18 protein-coding genes and 4 pseudogenes are annotated in these 18,571 nt (G+C 68.4%); 13 read left to right on the top strand and 9 right to left on the bottom strand.

What is annotated here, in order from left to right; translation table 11 throughout:
- Positions 1 to 193 precede the first annotated feature (193 nt).
- A complete protein-coding gene (locus ITI46_RS09420) occupies positions 194 to 418 on the bottom strand; it encodes an alpha-L-rhamnosidase C-terminal domain-containing protein (protein ID WP_372451883.1) in 225 nt (74 codons plus the stop codon).
- Here ITI46_RS09420 and ITI46_RS09415 point away from each other — a divergent pair.
- Positions 386 to 1,289, top strand: a pseudogene (locus ITI46_RS09415) (IS5 family transposase). The gene ITI46_RS09420 and the pseudogene ITI46_RS09415 sit on opposite strands and share 33 nt — an antisense overlap.
- On the opposite strand, the gene ITI46_RS09410 reads toward ITI46_RS09415, so the two are convergent.
- Positions 1,256 to 2,095 carry an enoyl-CoA hydratase/isomerase family protein gene (locus ITI46_RS09410; protein ID WP_209238983.1) on the bottom strand — a complete coding sequence of 280 codons (840 nt, stop codon included), beginning with the start codon at positions 2,093 to 2,095 and terminating at the stop codon, positions 1,256 to 1,258. The pseudogene ITI46_RS09415 and the gene ITI46_RS09410 overlap by 34 nt on opposite strands.
- A gap of 95 nt (positions 2,096 to 2,190) precedes the next feature.
- On the opposite strand from ITI46_RS09410, the gene ITI46_RS09405 reads away from it, so the two are divergent.
- Positions 2,191 to 2,550 carry a winged helix-turn-helix transcriptional regulator gene (locus ITI46_RS09405; RefSeq protein ID WP_209238982.1) on the top strand — a complete coding sequence of 120 codons (360 nt, stop codon included), beginning with the start codon at positions 2,191 to 2,193 and terminating at the stop codon, positions 2,548 to 2,550.
- Positions 2,551 to 2,657: 107 nt separating this feature from the next.
- Here ITI46_RS09405 and ITI46_RS36225 read toward each other — a convergent pair.
- The 3 genes and pseudogenes from ITI46_RS36225 to ITI46_RS35765 form a co-directional block, all read right to left on the bottom strand.
- Positions 2,658 to 3,969: pseudogene (locus ITI46_RS36225) on the bottom strand (alpha-L-rhamnosidase-related protein); the annotation flags it as partial.
- 126 nt (positions 3,970 to 4,095) lie between these two features.
- Positions 4,096 to 4,254, bottom strand: coding sequence for a hypothetical protein (locus ITI46_RS35770; protein ID WP_307808107.1), 159 nt, complete (start codon positions 4,252 to 4,254; stop codon positions 4,096 to 4,098).
- Positions 4,251 to 5,015, bottom strand: a complete 765-nt coding sequence (locus tag ITI46_RS35765; protein WP_307808106.1) for a glycoside hydrolase family 78 protein — start codon at positions 5,013 to 5,015, stop codon at positions 4,251 to 4,253. Before ITI46_RS35765 ends, ITI46_RS35770 begins: the two co-directional genes overlap by 4 nt.
- Positions 5,016 to 5,350: 335 nt before the next feature.
- Between ITI46_RS35765 and ITI46_RS09395 the strand changes: the two genes are divergently transcribed.
- The 5 genes from ITI46_RS09395 (at position 5,351) to ITI46_RS09375 (ending at position 11,487) form a co-directional block, all read left to right on the top strand.
- The gene (locus ITI46_RS09395) at positions 5,351 to 7,111 is read left to right on the top strand and encodes a sugar ABC transporter ATP-binding protein (protein WP_209238981.1); all 1,761 of its coding nucleotides are present in this window, start codon (positions 5,351 to 5,353) and stop codon (positions 7,109 to 7,111) included.
- Positions 7,108 to 8,154 carry an ABC transporter permease gene (locus ITI46_RS09390; protein WP_209238980.1) on the top strand — a complete coding sequence of 349 codons (1,047 nt, stop codon included), beginning with the start codon at positions 7,108 to 7,110 and terminating at the stop codon, positions 8,152 to 8,154. The genes ITI46_RS09395 and ITI46_RS09390 overlap by 4 nt, the downstream gene beginning before the upstream one ends.
- 83 nt (positions 8,155 to 8,237) lie before the next feature.
- Entirely contained in the window at positions 8,238 to 9,182 is a 945-nt protein-coding gene (locus ITI46_RS09385) for an ABC transporter permease (protein WP_247745719.1), read from the top strand.
- Positions 9,183 to 9,193: 11 nt separating this feature from the next.
- Positions 9,194 to 10,273 carry a rhamnose ABC transporter substrate-binding protein gene (gene rhaS, locus ITI46_RS09380; protein WP_209238978.1) on the top strand — a complete coding sequence of 360 codons (1,080 nt, stop codon included), beginning with the start codon at positions 9,194 to 9,196 and terminating at the stop codon, positions 10,271 to 10,273.
- A 194-nt stretch (positions 10,274 to 10,467) separates the two neighbouring features.
- Positions 10,468 to 11,487 (top strand): LacI family DNA-binding transcriptional regulator, encoded by a 1,020-nt coding sequence (locus tag ITI46_RS09375; protein WP_209238977.1) that lies wholly within the window; start codon positions 10,468 to 10,470, stop codon positions 11,485 to 11,487.
- A 36-nt stretch (positions 11,488 to 11,523) separates the two neighbouring features.
- Here ITI46_RS09375 and ITI46_RS09370 read toward each other — a convergent pair whose 3' ends face one another.
- The gene (locus tag ITI46_RS09370) at positions 11,524 to 12,648 is read right to left on the bottom strand and encodes an NAD(P)-binding domain-containing protein (RefSeq protein ID WP_209238976.1); all 1,125 of its coding nucleotides are present in this window, start codon (positions 12,646 to 12,648) and stop codon (positions 11,524 to 11,526) included.
- Between the two features lie 132 nt (positions 12,649 to 12,780).
- On the opposite strand from ITI46_RS09370, the gene ITI46_RS09365 reads away from it, so the two are divergent.
- The 3 genes and pseudogenes from ITI46_RS09365 to ITI46_RS09355 form a co-directional block, all read left to right on the top strand.
- The gene (locus tag ITI46_RS09365; RefSeq protein WP_209238975.1) at positions 12,781 to 13,203 is read left to right on the top strand and encodes a YjbQ family protein; all 423 of its coding nucleotides are present in this window, start codon (positions 12,781 to 12,783) and stop codon (positions 13,201 to 13,203) included.
- Positions 13,204 to 13,540: 337 nt separating this feature from the next.
- Entirely contained in the window at positions 13,541 to 13,813 is a 273-nt protein-coding gene (locus ITI46_RS34720) for a recombinase family protein (RefSeq protein WP_247745715.1), read from the top strand.
- Positions 13,813 to 14,193, top strand: a pseudogene (locus ITI46_RS09355) (DNA methyltransferase); the annotation flags it as partial. The gene ITI46_RS34720 and the pseudogene ITI46_RS09355, both read left to right, overlap by 1 nt.
- A 294-nt stretch (positions 14,194 to 14,487) precedes the next feature.
- Here the strand turns inward: ITI46_RS09355 and ITI46_RS09350 are convergent.
- Positions 14,488 to 15,153 (bottom strand): GNAT family N-acetyltransferase, encoded by a 666-nt coding sequence (locus ITI46_RS09350; protein ID WP_307808105.1) that lies wholly within the window; start codon positions 15,151 to 15,153, stop codon positions 14,488 to 14,490.
- On the opposite strand from ITI46_RS09350, the gene ITI46_RS09345 reads away from it, so the two are divergent.
- A complete protein-coding gene (locus ITI46_RS09345) occupies positions 15,137 to 15,907 on the top strand; it encodes a transposase (RefSeq protein WP_209238974.1) in 771 nt (256 codons plus the stop codon). The genes ITI46_RS09350 and ITI46_RS09345 overlap by 17 nt on opposite strands.
- Positions 15,908 to 16,116: 209 nt before the next feature.
- Here the strand turns inward: ITI46_RS09345 and ITI46_RS09340 are convergent, their stop codons facing one another.
- Complete coding sequence (locus ITI46_RS09340) at positions 16,117 to 17,343, bottom strand: MFS transporter (RefSeq protein ID WP_307808104.1); 1,227 nt, start codon at positions 17,341 to 17,343, stop codon at positions 16,117 to 16,119.
- 56 nt (positions 17,344 to 17,399) lie between these two features.
- Between ITI46_RS09340 and ITI46_RS09335 the strand changes: the two genes are divergently transcribed.
- Complete coding sequence (locus ITI46_RS09335; RefSeq protein WP_209238973.1) at positions 17,400 to 17,762, top strand: winged helix-turn-helix transcriptional regulator; 363 nt, start codon at positions 17,400 to 17,402, stop codon at positions 17,760 to 17,762.
- Between the two features lie 243 nt (positions 17,763 to 18,005).
- Here ITI46_RS09335 and ITI46_RS36020 read toward each other — a convergent pair.
- Positions 18,006 to 18,146, bottom strand: a pseudogene (locus ITI46_RS36020) (IS5/IS1182 family transposase); the annotation flags it as partial.
- An 11-nt stretch (positions 18,147 to 18,157) separates the two neighbouring features.
- Here ITI46_RS36020 and ITI46_RS36015 point away from each other — a divergent pair.
- On the top strand, positions 18,158 to 18,439 hold the full coding sequence (locus tag ITI46_RS36015; protein WP_209238972.1) for a JmjC domain-containing protein: 282 nt from the start codon (positions 18,158 to 18,160) through the stop codon (positions 18,437 to 18,439).
- The last annotated feature ends 132 nt before the right edge of the window (positions 18,440 to 18,571 follow it).

Genomic DNA, 18,571 nt, shown 5'->3' with positions numbered 1-18,571 from the left:
CGGCGGCCGGACCGAAACTAGACCGCGTCGCCGTACGCGTCAAGGGGCCGCGAAGGCATGGCAGTTGCGGCCCCACCTGCGCCCCCGGGGGCCCACCGTGAGGGCAGCGCGACCGGAAATCAGCGCTGCTGCGCCCGCAACGCAAGGCACTGCTGTGCCGTTGCCCGCACCCTGCCGTGCACCAGGGGAGCACTCAGCTGCGACAGACGAAGCGGTACGTCCCCGATCCGGTGTGGAAGACCGCGCAGCCCTCGTCCGGGCGCTGGAACCTCGCGCCCTCCTGGGTGACCTGTTCCCGCCGCTGTGCGGGCAGCCACACCTCGGCAGTGGTGTTCACCGGCACCCTCACATCGAGCGTGAACCTGCCGTTCTCTGTGCGCGTCCAGTGTGTGGCGACGGTGCCGTAAGGGGACGTGATGCGCGCCGAGGGCCGAAGCCGTGGGAAGTCGATGACGAGTTGTGGGCGGTGGTCGAGCCGCTGTTGTCCAAGGTCGAGCGTCGGGCCCGTCATCCGGGACGCAAGCGGCATCCGGACCGGCTGGTGTTCCAGGGCATCCTGTTCGTGCTGCACACCGGGATCGCCTGGGAACACCTGCCGCAGGAGCTCGGCTTCGGCTCGGGCATGACCTGCTGGCGCCGCCTGGCCGAGTGGACCGAGGCCGGGGTGTGGCCCCGGCTGCACACAGTCCTCCTTGCCAAGCTCCGCGGCGCGAACGAACTGGACTTCTCCCGTGCTGCGGTCGACGGCTCCCACATCCGGGCGTTACAGGGGGAGCCAAGGCGGGACGAAGTCACGTCGACCGGGGGGGGGGGGGGAGGACTGGCAGCAGGCATCACCTCCTCACGGACGCCGCGGGCATCCCGCTCGCCGCAGCCTTGACCGGCGGCAACCGCAACGACGTCACCCAACTCATCCCACCACTCCTCCAGGCCGTGCCGCCCGTGCGCGGCAAGCGCGGCCGGCCCCGGCGTCGCCCCGACGTGGTGCTGGGAGACCGCGGCTACGGTCACGACAAGTACCGCCGACTCGTCTGGGACCTCGGTGTGAAGCCGCTGATCGCCCGCTGCGGCACCGAGCACGGTTCCCGCCTGGGCACCCAACGCTGGGTCGTGGAGCGCAGTTCGTCCATCTGCACTGGTTCCGTCGCCTGCGGATCCGCTGGGAGATACGCGACGACACCCACGAAGCCTTCCTCACCCTCGGGTGCGCACTCATCTGCTGGAGGTGCCTGAAGCCATCTCGGCCAAAGCGCTCTCAAGTGATCTTGTCGACGAGAGCCTCAAGGTGACGTTCTCCGTCGCGGGTCTGCGCGCCAGCGGCCAGTGCAGCCTCGACGAGACGCGCTGCGGCGGACTCACCGAAGAGTTCGTTGAGGAGCTCGTTGGCCTTCCGCAGGCCGTGAGTGGTCGACTCGACCGCGGCGTCGACCGCTTCGGTCGCGGCGCGGGCGGCGCCGGACGGGAGGGTGGCGATGCGGACGGCGAGGGTGTCGACGACGTGGTCGAGTTCGGTGTCCGGCACGGCCCGGTTCACCCATCCGATCCGTTCCGCGGTCGCGGCATCGATCAGCTGCCCGCCGAGGATGATCTCCAGGGCGCGTGCGCGGCCCACGAGTCCGGGCAGATAAGCGGTGCCTCCCGCACCCGGGATGATTCCCAGTCGGCACTCCATCTGGGCCATTCCGGCGCGCTCGAGCGATGCGAACCGCATGTCCATCGCGGACAGCAGCTCCGCACCGCCGCCGCGTGCCAGTCCGCGCAGCTTGGCGATGGTGATCTGCGGCAGCGACCGGATGCGTTCGTGGAGCCGCATCATCGGGTTGAGGGACTGGTCTCGTTCTAGTGCGATGGGGAGGGCAACGAATGTCGAGGGGTCCTCGGCGGTTGTCATGTCGCCGTGCGCGACGAAGAAATCCGGGTCCGCGCTGTCAAAAACGATCACCCGGATGTCGTGGTCGCCGGACATGGCGTCCGCGAACCGGTCCAGGTCTGTCATCAGTGCGGCATCGAGCAGGTTGATGGGAGGGTTGTCGATCACGACGTGCGCCACGCCGCTGGTGAGAGAGGTCTTGAGGGTCGAGTATGCGTCGGTCATGGTTCCCGTCTTCACGTCTGGCCACTAGGTATCTGAGGTATACCTAGTAGTGCGTATGCACTTCAACGAAATCAGGTATCGCGAGGGAGACCGACGTGCCCGAAGTGAAGCTCAGCGGCGACGGTCGGCAGTTGCTGGACCAACTCTTCGACAAGTGGTCCTTGCTGGTACTGGCCGCATTGTGCGACCGCTCCCGACGCTTCAACGAACTCCGGCAACACATGCCCGCTGTCACCCCGAAGTCACTGACCACATGCCTGCGGCGACTCGAGCGCAACGGCATGGTCGAGCGAACGGTCGTGTCCACGGAACCGGTGGCGATCGAATACCGCATCACCCCCCTGGGCCGGACCCTTCGGTCCCCTGTGCACGCCATGCTGGAATGGGCCGTCGATCACCTCGACGCGGTCGAAACCGCCCGCTATCACTACGACGAGCGACGTGTGGACAAGTGACACCACGGCGTGCCTAGCACAGGACGGCGCCGAGACTTCCAACTGGACATGCCGAGCCGTTCGCTGTGTGCGGCCAGCAGACCCGTACCAACGATCGCGGAAGGCATTCCGTTAGGAGTTCTTATAGTGAGGGCGCGGAAGCCCACCTCCTTGGGGGAGATGGCGATGTTCTCGTACATCCACTGTCCGACCGAACCGTAGGCGTAGTGGTTGAGGAGTTCATCCCCACGGCCTGGAAGCTGCCGTCCGGTTTGATCGAGTCCCACCGCTCCCACATGGTCGTGGAGCCCCCGCCGATCTGACAGCCCCAGGAAGGGAACGAGCTCTGTTCCAGCAGCCGGTACGACACGTCGGTGTGACCGGCACCGGTGAGCGCGGGCAGCAGCCGTGGAGTGCCCGGGAAACCCGTCGACAGGTGGCCGTCCCTGGCCTCGATCAGTTCCACGAGCCGGTCGGCCGCCGCACTCCGCAGCGCGGCAGTCGGCAGCAGTTCCATGGACAGCGCCAGTACGTACGCGGTCTGGGTGTCGCCCTTGATGCGCACGTTGCCGTCCATATAGGCGGTGTTGAAGGCGTCGCGGATGCGTTTCGACAGATCCTCGTACGGTGCAGCGTCCTTGCTCAGCAGTCGCGCCGTACGGGCCACCAGATCGGTCACATCGGCGAAGCAGGCCGTACCGATGACATCCTTGGGGGTCTCGTCGTCGACGTTGAGCCAGTCGCCGTAGTCCTCCGCAGGGCGCAGCAGTCCATCACTGTGCGCCTTCAGGTAGTCGATCCAGGCGCGCATCGCCTGCCAGTTCTCCTCCAGTACCCACTCGTCCCCGTATGCACGGTGGAGGTTCCAGGGCACGGTCACCCCGGCGTCGCCCCACCCGGCGACGCCCTTGCCGACGGTCCCCGGATGCGGCGCCACATCGGGGAAGGCGCCCTTCTCGTCCCCTTCCGCCCTTTGACGCCGACTGGCTCGGTCTCCTTCATCACCCGGGTCGGCGCATCGGTCATGGCGACCAGTTCGGGAGCCTTTCCCGCGAGTGCCCCGGCGGGCTGCCATGCCGAGTCGTCGAAGCCGGGCCGGTCCCAGCCCTCGGACTCCTTGCGTGCGTCGTACTGCTCACCCATCAGCAGGTCGGCCGTCAGCCGCGACCCTGTGGCACAGTCCCACGAGGCGTCGCCGGTCACCTGTTCGGTGCGGCCGTCCCGGTAGGTGACCTCCAGCAGGGCGAGCAGCGCCGGGTGTTCGCCGTACTGCTGCTGACCGAACCAGGCGATGTGCCCGGCGTACCAGCCGGGCGCCAGGGTGGAGGCGAGCGCGTTCCCGCCGGCGCGCACCATGTCGGTCACGTCGTACGTCTGGTAGGCGACACGCTTGCGGTAGTCGGTCCAGCCGGGGGTGAGCTGGTCGCGGCCGACGCGCTTCCCATTGAGCCGCGCCTCGTACAGGCCCAGTGCGCTCACGTACAGCCGGGCGCGTGCCACAGGTCCACGGGACAGCCGGAACGAGCGGCGCAGCAGGGCCGGGCCCTGCTGGGGGCGCACCTTGCCCTACGGAGCCGCTCCCCAGTCCGCGATTTTCCGCGCCTCCCACCAGCCGCTGTCGTCGTACTCCGGGCCGCGCCAGCCGTCGCCCTCCGGTTCGTCCGCCGTGGTGCGCCGGCCCGTGGCGCCGGTGGTGAAGCGGGAGGTGCCCGCGTCCGTCGTCACCTCCAGTACGGCGAGAGGCCCGCCGGGCCCGCCTCCGCGTTGCGTGCGGAGACGGCCAGCACATTGCGGCCCGCGCGCACCAGCTCGGTGACGTCGGCCCGCGCCGGACGGCTCCAGGACTTCTGCACGCTCACCGCCTCACGGGCCGTGGCTCGGCGGCCGTCGACCCATGCGGTGAAGCCGTCGTCGGCGGCGATGACGAGCTCGGCCCTGCCGACTTCCCCCGAGACCTCGAAGGCGCCGCGGAACCAGCGGGTGGCGGCCGGCGCCCGGTCGGTACCGCCTGCTTCCGGGAACCACACCCAGGCGGCATCCTCCACGGACGGCGGTGCCACCAGAGCGGCGGGTGCGGTGACCCATTGGGCGTCCCGTTCGGACTGCCGGCCGAGCCCGGTCTCCCACCAGGTCGGTTCGCTCCACGGGGAGGGGCGGCCGTCCTTGTCCCAGGCGCGGACCGACCAGTGGTAGCGCGTCCGGGGGCGGAGCGCCGGGCCGTCGTAGGGCACCAGCACCGACTGACCGGACTTCCGCTTGCCGCTGTCCCATACGTCGGGGCAGCGCAGCCGGGCCCCGGAGGTGGCGACCCGGACCTGGTAGGCGGTCTGCCGCTGGCCGCGGGCACCGGAGTGGAGGGTCCAGCTCAGCCTGGGGCGCGAAGCGTCCAGCCCGAGGGGCCGGTCGGCGTACTCGGTCGTGAAGCTCCCGATGCGCAGCCCCTCGCCGTCGTACGGGCCGGTGTCCGCGAGCGCGGGCCTGGTCAACTCGGGCAGTGCTACACAGTGCCCGAAACGGCGGCCGTGGCGGTGGCTGTGGCGAGGATCCGGCGTCTGCTGATCACGTGCGCCTCCTGGAGCCGAGTCGTTCCGGCTAAAACGATTCAGTAGTGCTTGGCGGAACGTAGAGGTGGCCATCGGAGATGGTCAACACCCCCGTCATCGCTGGGATTTCCTTGCCCCGCGCCCCCTTGACCGGGCTGGGCGTTGAGGGCTAGCTTCCCGTCCATTGCTCACCGGCCCTTGAATCAATTCAGTAGGGCTGCTGCCTGAGTGACTGCCCGTCAGTTCCCTTGTCACGCCTTCGGCCTCGGAGGAGAAGCATGAGCGAGACCGCACCGGCCGGCGCCGATCGGGCGCCGGTTCTCGCGCTGGAGGAGGTGAACAAGTCCTTCGGCAGCGTGCGCGCGCTGCGCGGCGTGGACCTCCAGCTGTACGCAGGGGAGGCGCATGCCCTGGCGGGCGAGAACGGCGCGGGCAAGTCCACGCTGATCAAGATCCTCGCCGGTGTGCACGCCCCCGACAGCGGCACCGTGCTGCTCGACGGTTCTCCTGCCGCCTTCCTTGGCCCCGCGGATGCGCGCGACGCCGGCATCGCGGTCATCTACCAGGAGCCGACGCTCTTCGGTGATCTGTCCATCGCCGAGAACATCTTCATGGGCCGTCAGCCCCGCCGCTCGCTGGGCCGTATCGATCACGCCGCTGTCCGAGAGGCCACCGCGGCGCTGATGGAGCGGCTCGGCGTCGACCTGTACCCCGACCGGGCCGCACGCGGGCTGTCCATCGCCGACCAGCAGATCGTGGAGATCGCCAAGGCCCTCTCCTTCGACGCGCGGGTGCTGATCATGGACGAGCCGACGGCGGCGCTCACCGGGAGCGAGACGGCGCGGCTCTTCTCCGTCGTCGAGGCCCTGCGTGCCGAGGGTGCGGCCGTGCTGTTCATCTCCCACCGGCTCGGCGAGATCTTCGAACTGTGCCAGCGCGTCACCACCCTGCGCGACGGCCGGCTCGTCGCTTCGGAACCGCTGGCCGGGCTGACCGAGGACGACCTGGTGCGCCGGATGGTCGGCCGCGATCTGGGCGAGCTCTATCCGAAGCAGGAGACCCGCACCGGTGAGGTGGCTCTCGCCGTGCACCGGCTCACCCGCGAGGGTGTCTTCCGTGACATCTCGTTCGAGGTGCACAAGGGGGAGATCGTCGCGCTGGCCGGACTGGTGGGCGCAGGACGCAGCGAGGTCGCCCAGGCCGTCTTCGGCATCGACCGTCCGGATGCGGGCCAGGTTCGGGTGGCCGGCAAGGTGCTCCGACCAGGCTCGCCAACCGCCGCCATGAACGCTGGAGTCGCCCTCGTTCCGGAGGATCGCAGACAGCGAGGACTGGTGATGGAAGCCTCCATCGAGCGCAACATCGGCCTCACCGGTCTCGGCAGTCTCGGCCGTGGCGGGCTCGTCCGCCGCGCCGCTGAGCGGGCCCGCGCCGGGGACTGGGGGCTGAAACTGCGTCTGAAGTACGACCGCCTCTCCGACTCCGTGAGCGTGCTCTCCGGTGGCAACCAGCAGAAGGTGGTTCTCGCCAAATGGCTGGCCACCGAGCCGGAAGTGCTCATCGTGGACGAGCCGACCCGCGGTATCGACGTCGGCACCAAGGCCGAGGTGCACCGCCTGCTGACCGCACTGGCCGCCGAGGGACTCGCCATTCTGATGATCTCCTCCGACCTGCCCGAAGTCCTCGGTATGGCCGACCGGGTCCTCGTCATGCACGAGGGCCGACTCGTCACCGAGATTCCCCGCGACCGCGCCGACGAGGAGCGGGTGATGGCGGCGGCCACCGGACGCGCGCAACTGGAAACTCCGGCCGGAACGGAAGCCCCGGCCGGAACGGAAGCCCCGGCCGGAACGGAAGCCCCGGCCGGACCGGAAGCCGCAGCCGAATCAGAAGCCACGGCACGACCGGACGCCACGACAGGACCAAAAGCCTCAGCCGGACCAGAAGCCTCAGCACGACCAGAAGCCCCGCCCCAACCGGAAGCCCCCGGCCCGCAAGGCTCGCGCACGCCGCAGGGGCCGGAAGGAGGCGCCGCGTGAGCACCACCCGGACCACCCTGCCGCCCCCGACTGCCACCCGCACCGAACCCGAACGCACCGGCCGCTCCACGGCCGAAACCGTGCTGCGGGTGCGCGAGTACAGCATCGGCGGTGCCCTCGGCCTGCTGATCCTCGTCACGTGGCTGGTCAACCCCTCCTTCCTCGACGACCAGGGCATCAAGGACCTGCTGCTCAACTCCTCCATCCTGGTGCTGCTGGTCACCGGACAGTCCGTCGTCGTCCTCACCCGCAACATCGACCTGTCCGTCGGCTCCGTCGTCGGGCTGACCGCCTTCGCCTGCGGCTCCTTCGTCTCCGGCACCGACCACGGGCCGCTGACCCTCGTCCTGCTCGGCATCGTGCTGGGCACCGCCTGCGGGCTGGTCAGCGGTGCTCTGGTCAGCTTCGGCAGGGTGCCGGCGCTGGTGGTCACCCTGGGCATGCTGTACGTCATCCAGGGCGTGGACCACGCCTGGGCACACGGTGAGCAGATCAACGCGGCCACCGTGCCCGACGACATCCTCGCGCTCGGCAGCGGAAGCGTCCTGGGCGTCCCCTACCTGCCGCTCATCTCCGCGGTGGTGCTCGCCGCGACGGGCTACTTCCTGCGCACCTACGGCAGCGGCAGAGAGCTGTACGCCATCGGCTCCAACCCGCAGGCCGCCCGACTGGCGGGCATCCCCATCCGCCGCCGGGTGCTTGCCGCGTACGCCTTCTCAGGTGCCGTCGCCGGGTTCGCCGGTGCGCTGTGGCTGGCCCGCTTCGGCACTGTGGTCGCCGACGCGGCCAACGGCTGGGAGCTGACGGTCGTCAGCGCGGTCGTCGTCGGTGGTGTCGCCATCACCGGGGGAGTGGGCACCGTGTGGGGCGCCGCACTGGGCGCGCTGTTGCTCACCACCATCGGCAGCGCCCTGGTCGTGCTGAAAGTCAGCTCCTTCTGGGAGCAGGCCATCACAGGTGCGCTGCTGCTCGCCGCCATCAGCACCGACCGGGTCGTACGCAGCCGCAGCACTCGTGCGCTCAGGAAGAGGAGAAGGCAGTGAACGCACCACCAGCGGCGCCCGAGGACACCCGTACGGCGGTCGTCGAGGACCGACGTGAGACCAGCCGCGGACCCGGCCGCTTCCTGCGCTGGGACGCGACTGTCGGCGCCCTGCTGATCGCCGCCTTCCTGGTGGGCACCGGCACCACTGAAGGCTTCTCGGATACGGCGAACCTGTCGGCCGCCCTCAACGACACCGCGGAGATCGCCCTCCTGGCGCTGCCGATGACCCTCCTGGTGGTCGCGGGGCAGGTCGATCTGTCCGTCGCCTCCATGCTCGGCCTCTCGAGCGCTCTGGCGGGCGCACTGTGGGACGCGGGATGGACCTTCGAGACCATCGTGCCGGTGTGTCTGGCGGTCGGACTGGTCGGCGGACTGCTCAACGGATGGCTCGTCACCCGCGTCGGGCTGCCCTCGCTCGCCGTCACCATCGGCACTCTCACCCTCTACCGGGGGCTGGCCTCCGTGGTGCTGGGCAACAAGGCGGTCGCCGACTTCCCCGAGACCTACGCCCAGTGGGCGAGCAACACCGAGACCGTGCCGGGCACCTTCGTGCCGTATCCACTGGCGCTCTTCGCCGTGCTGGCCGTCGCCGCCGCGATCGTGCTGCACGGCACCGGTTTCGGCCGCGCGCTGTTCGCCGTCGGTGCGCAGGAGGACGCGGCCTACTTCGCCGGGATCCGGGTCAAGCGCCTCAAGCTGATCCTCTTCGCCGTCAGCGGCTTCGTGGCGTCCTTCGCAGGCATCGTCTACACCCTGCGCTACGGCAGCGCACGCGCCGACAACGGGCTGGGCCTGGAACTGACCGTCGTCGCTGCCGTGTTGCTGGGCGGGATCGATTTCGACGGCGGCAAGGGAACGCTCGGCGGCGCGGTGGCCGGGGTGCTGCTCATCGGCGTCCTCAACAACCTCCTGACTCTCAACGATGTCTCCCACGAGATCCAAGTGATCGTCACCGGGGCGCTGCTGATCGTCTCCGTGCTCACCCCCAGAGCGATCTCGCTGCTCACCGCCCGCAAACACCCCTGAAAGGCATCTCCATGCGATCGCATCACCGCTCCCGCCTCCTCACCGTCACCGCGGCGGCCTGCGCCCTGACCATCGGCCTGGCGGGCTGCTCCGGTACGACGAAGCGCGACGCCAAGGACGACGCCAAGGAGAAGGCGCAGAACGCCAAGGCCGACCCGGATGCGCCACTGAAGAAGGGCCTCAAGCTCGCCTTCCTGCCCAAGCAGATCAACAACCCCTATATGACCGTCGTCGACAAGGGTGGCATCAAGGCCGCCAAGGAGTTCGGCGGCAAGGGCAAGGAAGTGGGACCCTCCGACGCGAAGGCGTCCTCACAGGTCAGCTACATCAACACGCTGACACAGCAGCGCCAGGACGCCATCCTGCTCGCCGCCAACGACCCCAACGCGGTGTGCGGGCCGCTCAAGACCGCCATGAAGCAGGACGTCAAGATCGTCACGTACGACTCGGACGCGGGCAAGGACTGCCGCCATGTGTTCATCAACCAGGCGAGTTCCGAGGACATCGGTCGCGGCCTGGTCAAGGACATGGCCGAACAGCTTAACTACAAGGGCGACATCGCGATCCTCTCCGCGACCCAGAACGCCACCAACCAGAACACCTGGATAAAGATCATGAAGGACGAGCTGAAGAAGCCCAAGTACAAGGGCATGAAGCTCGTCAAGACCGCATATGGCGACGACGTCGACCAGAAGTCCTTCCAGGAGACCCAGGGGCTCCTCAAGGCGTACCCGGACCTGAAGGGCATCATTTCGCCCACCACGGTCGGACTGGCCGCCGCCGCCCGTTACATCAGCGGCTCCAAGTACAAGGGCAAGGTCACCCTCGGCGGGCTGGGCACGCCCAACCAGATGCGCAAATACGTCAAGGACGGCACCATCGAGCAGTTCTCCCTGTGGGACCCCGCCGAGCTCGGCTATCTGGGCGCCTACGCCGCTGCTGCGCTCTCCTCCGGGCAGATCACCGGCAAGGAGGGCGAGAAGTTCAAGGCGGGGAAGCTCGGGGAGTACACGGTGGGCAAGGACGGCGAAGTCGTTCTCGGTCCCCCTACGGTGTTCACCAGCAAGAACATCGACGACTTCGACTTCTGAGCGACGGCTTCGGCTTTCTGAGAAACTTCGGGCTTCTGAGAAACTTGTGCCTGCGCGACGTCGCCTGGAATCGCGACGTCGCCTGGAACCGAGACAGACGTCGCCTGGTGAAGGCGCCGGCCGGGCCGGCAGGGAGGGGCTGAGCAAGTGCGGCGGAAGCGGCGCGGGCGACCGGAAGCCACCGGAGCGCACAGGTGAGCCGAACGGTCGGGATCAAAGAGGTCGCCCGCGCGGCCGGAGTCTCCGTCGGCACGGTCTCCAACGTCATCAACCGGCCTGCCATGGTGGCCGAGGAGACCCGCGTGCGGGTGCAGTCCGCCATCGAACGGCTCGGCTATGTGCGCAGCGAGTCGGCCCGCCATCTGCGTGCCGGGCGCAGCCGCATCATCGCCCTCCTGGTGCTCGACATGGCCAACCCGTTCTTCGTCGACGTCGCCGCGGGCGCCGAGCGGGCGGCGCGTGCCGCCGGGCTGGGCGTCATGCTCTGCAACAGCGCGCAGAACCCCAGTGAGGAGGCCGACTACCTCTCCCTCTTCGCCGAACAGCGCGTCCGCGGCGTGTTGATCACCCCCACGGAGACGACGGGGAACAACCTCACCGCCTTCCAGCGGCACGGCATCCCGTTCGTCTCCGTCGACCGCGTGGTGCCCAGCGCGGAGGGGTGCTCGGTCTCCGTGGACGACGTCGAGGGCGCCGGGCTCGCCGTGCGCCACCTGCTCGACGGCGGGCACCGGAACATCGCCTATGTCAGCGGACCGATGCATCTCAGCCAGTGCCGCGACCGGCACACCGGCGCAACCCAAGTATTGCGCGCCTTCGGCTCCGGTGTGCAACTGCGGCACATAGAGGGCGCCCGGATGGACGTGGCCGCCGGGCGCGACGCCGGCGCCCGGCTGCTGGGCATGTCACCGCGCCCCACGGCCGTCTTCTGCGCCAACGATCTGATGGCCCTCGGCGTGCTTCAGGCCCTGTACGGGGCCGGCGTCGCCGTTCCCGAAGAGGTGGCCCTGGTTGGTTACGACGACATCGAGTTCGCCGCCGCTGCCGCCGTCCCCCTCACCTCCGTACGGCAGCCCGCCTACCGCATGGGCCGAGCAGCGGCCGATCTGCTGATCGAGGAGACCGGCGAGGACGCGGCCCGCCACGAACACCAGCGCATCGTGCTCCAGCCGGAACTGGTCGTACGCGCCTCCACGCTTCCGTCACGCGGCTGAGGCGCGGCAGCGCGGCGTGCGGCGGCCCGGGCCGGGTCAGGTGACAGAGACGGCAGGGGCGGGCGCCGCTGCCTCCTGCTCTGCCGCCTCCTGCTCCGCCGAGGCAGCCAGGAGCGCGCGTACGTCCCGTACGGCGGATCTCCCCGCCCGGTTGGCGCCGATCGTGCTGGCGGAGGGGCCGTAGCCGACCAGGTGTACCCGTGGGTCACGGACCGCCCGGGTGCCCTCCAGCCGGATGCCGCCGCCCGGCTCCCGCAGCCGCAGCGGCGCCAGATGGTCGATGACGGGACGGAAGCCGGTCGCCCACAGGACCGTGTCCGCCGGGGCTCTGCTGCCGTCGGCCCACTCGACGCCGTCCGCGGTCAGCCGCGCGAACATCGGGTGCCGCTCCAGCACCCCGCTCTCCCGGGCCCTACGGACCGCCTCGGTCATCGGCAGCCCGGTCACCGACACCACACTGCGCGGCGGCAGCCCCTCCCGTACCCGCTCCTCGACCAGCGAGACAGCGGCCCGGCCCTCCTCCTCGCCGAAGGGGCCGTCACGGAAGACCGGAGGGCGCCGCGTCACCCACAGCGTCTCCCGCGCCACCTCGGCAATCTCCATCAGATGCTGCACGGCAGACGTGCCGCCCCCGACGACGACCACCCGCTTGCCCACGAAGGCGTCGGCATCGGGACCGGGGTACTGCGCGGTGTGCAGCTGCCGGCCCCGGAAGTCCTCCTGGCCGGGCACACGGGGCCAGAACGGCCGGTCCCAGGTGCCAGTGGCGTTGATCACGGCCTGCGCCGCCCAGTCACCCTCCGAGGTCCGCACCAGAAGCCGCCCGCCCCAGCCCGCGTCCCGTATCTCGTGCACATCCACGGGACGCCGCACTCGCAGCTCGAAGGCGCGTTCATAGGCGGCGAAGTACTCTCCGATCACCGCCGACGAGGGACGCTCCGGATCCGCACCGGTCAGCTCCATCCCGGGAAGCGCGTGCATACCGTGCACACGGCCGTACGTCAGCGTCGGCCACCGGAACTGCCACGCACCACCCGGCGCGGGCGAATGATCCAGGACGACGAAGTCCACGCCGGGCTCCAAGCCCACGCGCCGCAGGTGATACGCGCTGGAGAGCCCCGCCTGCCCGGCACCGACGACCACCACCGCCACGTTGTTCATGCCCGTACCAACCGCCCAGGGTCCCGGAACCTTCCCGGCGGGAGGAGGGTGCCATCCGGCTGCCGGGCAGCATCGGCAGCCGTCGGGCCCGCGCGAGGGTGCGCTGTCAGTCCTCTTTGAGAAGATCGACCCATGGCTGAGAGCTTCACCACGCGAACGATCGACGTCAGGACCGGCTCCCGGGAAACCGTCCACGACCTGACCCAGGAGTGCGCGTCCTTCTTGCGCGACGTCGCCGAGGGCCGGGACGGCCTCCTGAACGTCTTCGCACCCCACGCCACCATGGGCGTCGCCCTGCTGGAGACCGGCGCCGGCAGCGACCAGGACCTGCTGTCCGCCCTCCAGGACCTCCTCCCACCCGACGACCGCTGGCAACACCGACACGGAAGCCCCGGCCACGGCCGCGACCACGTACTCCCCGCCCTCGTGCCACCCCACGCCACGGTGCCCGTCATCGGCGGGCAGCTGGCCCTGGGGACCTGGCAGTCTGTCTGCGTGGTGGACACGAATGGGGATAATCCGGAGCGGAAGGTCCGGCTGAGCTTCCTGGGGTGAGCTTGGACTGACCAAGATCATCCTGGGTGTGGCAGCCATATCTCCGCACTCTTCCTGGTCCGATACGGAGAAGCAGTGCGCGGTATGGACATGGATGTGGTGGAACGGCCCTGGGACGGGTGCGGGAAGTGCCTGGTCGGGGTGCGGCGGCTGTCCCGCATGAAGGCGGCCACGACCTCTCCCGAACGGCAGCGGGCGGACGTGCTGTCAGCCGCTGCGGCGATCGGCGGCACATCATCGGCTGGGCCGACGACTGGGAGGTCTCCGGCGCCACCAACTCGGTGCCAGGCCGCAGCTGGGACCCTGGCCACGGGATGAGAGGGGTTCCTACGACGGCTTGGTCGCTGCGGCGGTGGACCGGCTGGGGCGAAACGTAGCCGACTGCCTGAACACCGGCTACAAAATGCGCGACGAGGGCAAGCTCCTCGTCACTTGTGGCCACGACGGCCCGTGGGATCTGGACGACCCGGCCGATGAGAACCGCTTCACGATCGAGGCGTGGGGCGCGCAGATGGAACTGCGCTCAATCCAACGACGTAACCGTGACGCCACCGTCAAGGCCCGCAAAGCGGGCCGCCCCAAGCACCAGCCGTCCTACGGATTCCGGTAATCCGGAAGGCCTCCCGCCCGCAGAAGGGACGGCTCAAGTAGTCCTGTGAGTACTTCGTCTGGGGCACCAAGGGTCCGCGACGCCAGCCGCAACCCCGTCTACCTCCCCGGGCTGTACCAGGCCGGCCAGCCCCGTAGGGCCGGATGCACATCACGCAGAAGCCGGTGGAGGTGATGCGGGGACTGGTGAAGATCTGCCCGCCCGCCGGCACCGTCCTCGACCCGTTCGCCGCGTCGGGCTCCACCGGCGTCGCTGCGCTGCGCGAGGGACGGCGGTTCGTCGGCATCGACCTGTCCGACCACTACGCGGACATCGCCGAACAGCGCCTGGCCGACGAGCTGACTCAGGAGGACTTCGACCTCGCCGGACCCGAGGAGTGACCACATGGAGAGGGACAGCAGAAGAGGGCAGAACCCGAACTGATCCGCGCCGACTACAACGCCATGATTGCCGAAGGCTTCGACACGGATTACCCCCCCAGCCCTGACGCTGCCGCCTGTGACACAGGACACGACGGCCCAACGGCCGGTACCTACCTCCCCGACGATCTCGATGCCGGAACGTGGGGCCGAGGACCCGACGGAGGAGAACTGCCTTTGGGTAATGGCTAGATATGGAAGGTCATCTCTCTAAGGGCTGTCCCGTAATCGCTGGTCATTCGTCGCCCAACGCTCTCATGCTGGCTTGGGAGCACCAGGGTCGTTCTGGGTATCGATGCGCAAGTCTCGGATGTACCAGTCGAGCCGTGTTCCGTCTTCGCTGTGTGTGTGCTTGCTGGGTGTGAATCCGGCCCGGCGGGCGACTGAGGCTGATGCGGTGTTCTCCGGCGCTACTCGGATCACGGCCTCCTTCCCACCCTCATTTGCGGCGTATCGGGAGGCCAGGAGGACCGCGCGGGTGGCCAGGCCGCGTCCTCTCCAGGACGGGTAGAGGCCGTAGGCGACGTTCACCTGGCCGGGAGACAAGCCCTCTGCTGTGAACCGCAGGTCGATCGTCCCGGCGAGGGCGAGCGTCTCGTCGGTGCCGACCTGGATGCCGAAAGCGCGGAGCGGGCCGGATGTGTCCCACTGCTCCTGGCAGTGCCGTATGTAGGCTTCGACGCCCTCGCGTGTGCCGGGACCGCCACTGAGCCAGCGAACGAGCGGCTCATCCTCCCCCGCGAGGTGCGCCTCCGCATCGTCCGGGCGCAGCGGGGACAGAGTGATGATCCCGTCGGACAACTTCACTTCATGCATCCGGTGATTCTTGACATCTGAGCTGCGCTGCGCCATCGGATTCCGCGGGACATCGCGCATCGCCCCCATCTCAAGAGATGATCTCGGGATGGCTGGTGTGATCACGGCGTCGGAGCCTTCCTGGATAGCCCCGTTTACTGGGCTGAGCCCGCGTCAGTTCAACAAGCTGATCACCGCGCTGCGCCGCGAAGGCGCGGATGCGGTCCGCAGAGGACGGCCGTGGAGTTTGCCGTTGGAGGACCGGGTTTTGCTCGTCGCCGCGTACTGGCGGACGAACCTGACCTTGCGGCAGCTTGGGCCGCTGTTTGGGGTGTCCAAGTCAGCCGCCGACCGCATCATCGACCACCTTGGGCCCTCGTTCGCGCTCCAGCCGCGCAGGCGGTTCCGGAAGGACACCGTGCTGATCGTGGACGGAACCCTGGTGCCCACCCGGGATCACACCGTCGCCGAGCAGTCGAAGAACTACCGGTACTCGACCAATCACCAGGTCGTCATCGATGCCGACACCCGGCTCGTGGTCGCCGTCGGCCGGCCGGTCCCCGGCAACCGCAACGACTGCAAGGCGTGGGAACTTTCCGGCGCCAAAGGCGCTGTCGGCAGGACCACGGTCATTGCAGACGGCGGCTACCGGGGCACCGGCCTGGTGATCCCGCACCGCCGCGGGCGCGGCCAGGCCGAACTCCCGGTGTGGAAAGAGGAACACAACGCATCTCACCGAAAGGTTCGCGCCCGCGTAGAGCACGCCTTCGCCCGAATGAAGACCTGGAAGATCCTCCGCGACTGCCGCCTGAAAGGTGACGGTGTTCACCACGCCATGCTCGGCGTCGCCCGCCTGCACAACCTCGCCCTGGCCGGGTAACGAGAAACGGACTGGACAACCAGAACACCGTAGATCATTTACGGGACAGCCCTTAGGGTGCGGTCCCTCTGAAGGTATCCCGAATCCCCCGTTCAGGCTGTGAGGGCGTATTCCTGCTGCCTGCCCGATAGCTGCGGTGCCGCCTCGCGTTTGCCAGCATGGGAGCTTCATCCAACCGCCATAACCGTCAGTCCGGTGAACCTACGGCACTAGACACCGCCGATTCGGCTCTGCGCCGCTGGCATCACTTTGCCGATCGTGGTGGCGAGCGTAGCTGCGAGGACGCTGACGCCGATCAGGGTCAGCCAGATCGCGGCTGCCCGCGTGGACAGCAATCCGGAGAGGGCGGCGGGAGCGACCGCTCCTGCGACACTTACGGCGAGCTGGTTGAGGGCCAAGTACCGGCCGCGGAGAGCGTCTGGGGCGCTCTCCGCGGCGACAGTCGACGTGATAGGGCCGCCGACGATTTCACCGAAGGTGTAGCTGATTGCGCCGAGCAGCACGACGCCGACCGCCAGGGCGAGCGCAGCCACGCGGTCGGCGGCGAGGAACAGGAGGTAGCCGACCGCAAAGCAGGCGTGTCCGGCGACGAGGACGCGGCTGCGGATCCGCCCGTTGAGCCACCCGACGATGGCGCCTTGGGCAAAGCCGACCATCAGGGTGTTGAGTGTGAAGACGGCGCCGGCAGTCCAGCCAGGCAGTCCCAGCACGTCCACGGCATAGACCGGTATCGCGATGTTGAGGGCGAACAAGGAGACCGCGAAGCACAGTTGATGCGCGACCACTGCCAGGAACCGCAGGTCCCGGAGTACGCGCCCCCAGCCTCCAGCAGCGTCCTGGCCGACCTCGGGACGGCTGTTCGGCACGGCCCGCATCAGAACGAAGGCCGTGAGATAGGACAAGGCATTGACGACCACGATCGCGGTGTAGGCGCTGTGAGTACTGAAACTGACGGCGACGGCGGTGAGGAGGCCGCCGAGTGCGTAGCCGAGGTTGCGTACCGCCCCCAGAAGAGCGAACCAGCGCTCGCGCTGGCCGGGCGCGGCCAGCGCCGTGACGGTCACGCCGTAGCAGCTGAAGAACACCGCCCGTCCGGCACTGTTCAACCAGGCACAGACGGCGATCTGCCATGTCTGGCCCACGACGAGATACCCGGCGAAGCCGAGCGCCTGGGCCAGGTTTGCCGCCTGTAGTACCGGCTTGGCGCCGTACCGGTCGACCAGTCCTCCGACCAGAGGACCCGCTGGGAGCGCCAGCAGCCCGGCCGTTGTCAGTGCCGCGCCCACCTGCACCAGCGTCAGTGACGTCGTGGCCAGGAAGTACAGCATCGAAACCGGGACGAAGACACCGGTACCGATCGAGTCGATGGTGATCGCTGTGACGAGGCGGCGGTGCCGAGCTGCCGAGGAACGGACGGTGCAATCGGGAATAGTCACGACCTCGGACGGTATAGATTCGATACCGGTATCTACAACGCTACTGGGAGCCGTGCATGGGTAACGCCTACAACGTCATGGCCGCGACTTGTCCGAGTCGCACCGTTCTGCACCGGATCGGGGCGCGCTGGACGGTGTTCATCGTCAACGCGCTGGACAACAGGCCGATGCGATTCACCGAGCTCAAGGCGCACATCCGGGGTATCACACCGAAGGCGCTCACCGAGACGCTTCGCGCCATGGAGTACGACGGTCTGATCTCTCGCACGGAGGTTCCCGCAAATCCCCCGCATGTCGAGTACGCCCTCACCGACCTTGGGCGGTCACTGCTGATACCCCTACGTGCCGTCCGGGAATGGGCCGAGAGCCACGTCCCCGACATCGAACGCGCCCGTGCACAAGCCGATGCGCAACGGTAATCCCGTCCGCCGATGGGCGCGGTTGGTCATACCTTGCGGATCACGTCGAGTCTGATGGCCTTCGCAAGCCTGCGATAGCAGCTCAGGGCGGCGGCCATTCCGGCGAAGGTGCGGAACTGTTCTGCCTTCCGTTCGTTCCGACCGTGTAGGCGGCGGCACCCCGGCCACGCCACTGTCGGTTCAACGATCCCATGACGGAGACCCGGCCGTTGAGAGGGCTCGATGCCCCTGCGGGAGATGCGGCCGTGAGAACCACAGCGGGGTGCCGTCCGGGGCGGCCAGAGGCTGGACGTTCATCCAGTGGAGGCGGTGCTTCATCGAACAGCACGGGGCTCGCCGGCGCCGACGCGGTCGGTGGGGGCTCAAGGTGCCGTCCAGGATGACGCATTCCGCCGGTGGCGGGTGGCTCCTCTGAGCTGGAAGCCCAGCTGCACGGCAATGGGACTCCAGGCATTCAGGCCATTTATCGCGCATACCAAGAGGGGTACTCCGTCGTCATCAATGGAGTTCATCACAAGTCCGCAGTCATTGCAGATCTCAGCCGCAACCTTGAAGGTGCTCTTCATCATCAGGTTGGCGTAAATCTGTACCTCACACCACAGCGCGGACAAGGATTCACACCACATGTAGACACTCATGACGTTTTCGTTTTGCAACTACACGGTGTCAAGCATTGAGTTCTTTCCAACTTGCTGACGGTCTAGGTCAGACCACAGGCGACGAGCCGCTGGCCCGCGAGCGCGTGCCCGCGAGGTAGCCGCCCAGCAGATCCTGAGTCGCCGAAAGATCGTCAACGTGTCTTGTGGACC

Origin of the sequence: Streptomyces oryzae (genome assembly GCF_017676365.1) — a bacterium.
Taxonomy (GTDB): domain Bacteria; phylum Actinomycetota; class Actinomycetes; order Streptomycetales; family Streptomycetaceae; genus Streptomyces; species Streptomyces oryzae.
Note: the sequence above shows the minus strand (reverse complement) of the source record. Positions and strands in the feature narration are given on the sequence as shown.